Annotated in this window: 1 protein-coding gene; it reads right to left on the reverse strand. The window is 63.4% G+C overall.

Annotation, left to right across the window (positions count from 1 at the left end):
* Positions 1 to 776 (reverse strand): IS5 family transposase gene (locus ACFQ4G_RS21920; protein WP_379041127.1). Its coding sequence is split into 2 segments (ribosomal slippage): positions 1 to 453 and positions 456 to 776, totalling 774 coding nucleotides; the frame shifts between segments, so codons are not numbered across the junction.
* Positions 777 to 845 lie beyond the last annotated feature (69 nt).

Genomic DNA, 845 nt, shown 5'->3' on the forward strand with positions numbered 1-845 from the left:
CTAGGTCGTAGACTCATAAGATCGGAGCCAGATACGGACGGCTGCGAGTTTGACGCTGGCGAGATAGTTGGCCGGGTCCTTGTCGTAGCGAGTGGCTACAGCTCTGAAGTGCTTGATCTTGTTGAAGAAGCGTTCGACGAGGTTGCGGTAGCGGTACAGGAACGCGCTGAAGGCCGGGACATTCTTGCGGTTCGGCATCGGCCGGACGTTGGCCCACGCCCCTTGCTGGGCCAGACGGTCTCGGCGTTCGTCGCTGTCGTAGGCCCGGTCGCCGAGCAGGGTCTGACCCGGACCGAGCGCGCCGAGCATATCGTCCGATGAGCGGCCGTCATGGGCCTGCCCCTCGGTCAGCTTGAGAGCGATGGGGCGGCCCTCGGCATCCACCAGGGCATGAATCTTGGTGGTCAGGCCGCCGCGCGAGTGACCCATGCAACGGGATCGGTCGTCTTTTTTTTGGCGGTGGCCGCATGCTGGTGCACCCGCACGCTGGTGGCGTCGATCATCTGAACATCGCCGTCGTAAGCCTTTGACACGGCATCGAGAAGTCGATCCCACACCCCAGCCTTGCGCCACCGCCGGAAGCGGTTGCCGCAGGTCGTTTGAGGTCCATACCGCGCTGGGATATCGGCCCAAGGCGCGCCCGTACGCAGACGCCAAAAGATGCCGTTGAGCACGCGCCGGTCGTCCACTCGCTCGACACCGCGTGTGTCCGTCGGCAGGACCGGCTCGATCGCCGCCCATTCCGCATCCGTCAGATCAAACCGAGCCATCGGCACCTCCATCCAGAGGGGAAACCCGGTGATCCTCGTCCTGATCCAAATCCCATTATGAGTTCACGACCTAGG

Origin of the sequence: Methylobacterium marchantiae, assembly GCF_042679825.1 — a bacterium.
Classification (GTDB): Bacteria; Pseudomonadota; Alphaproteobacteria; order Rhizobiales; family Beijerinckiaceae; genus Methylobacterium; species Methylobacterium marchantiae.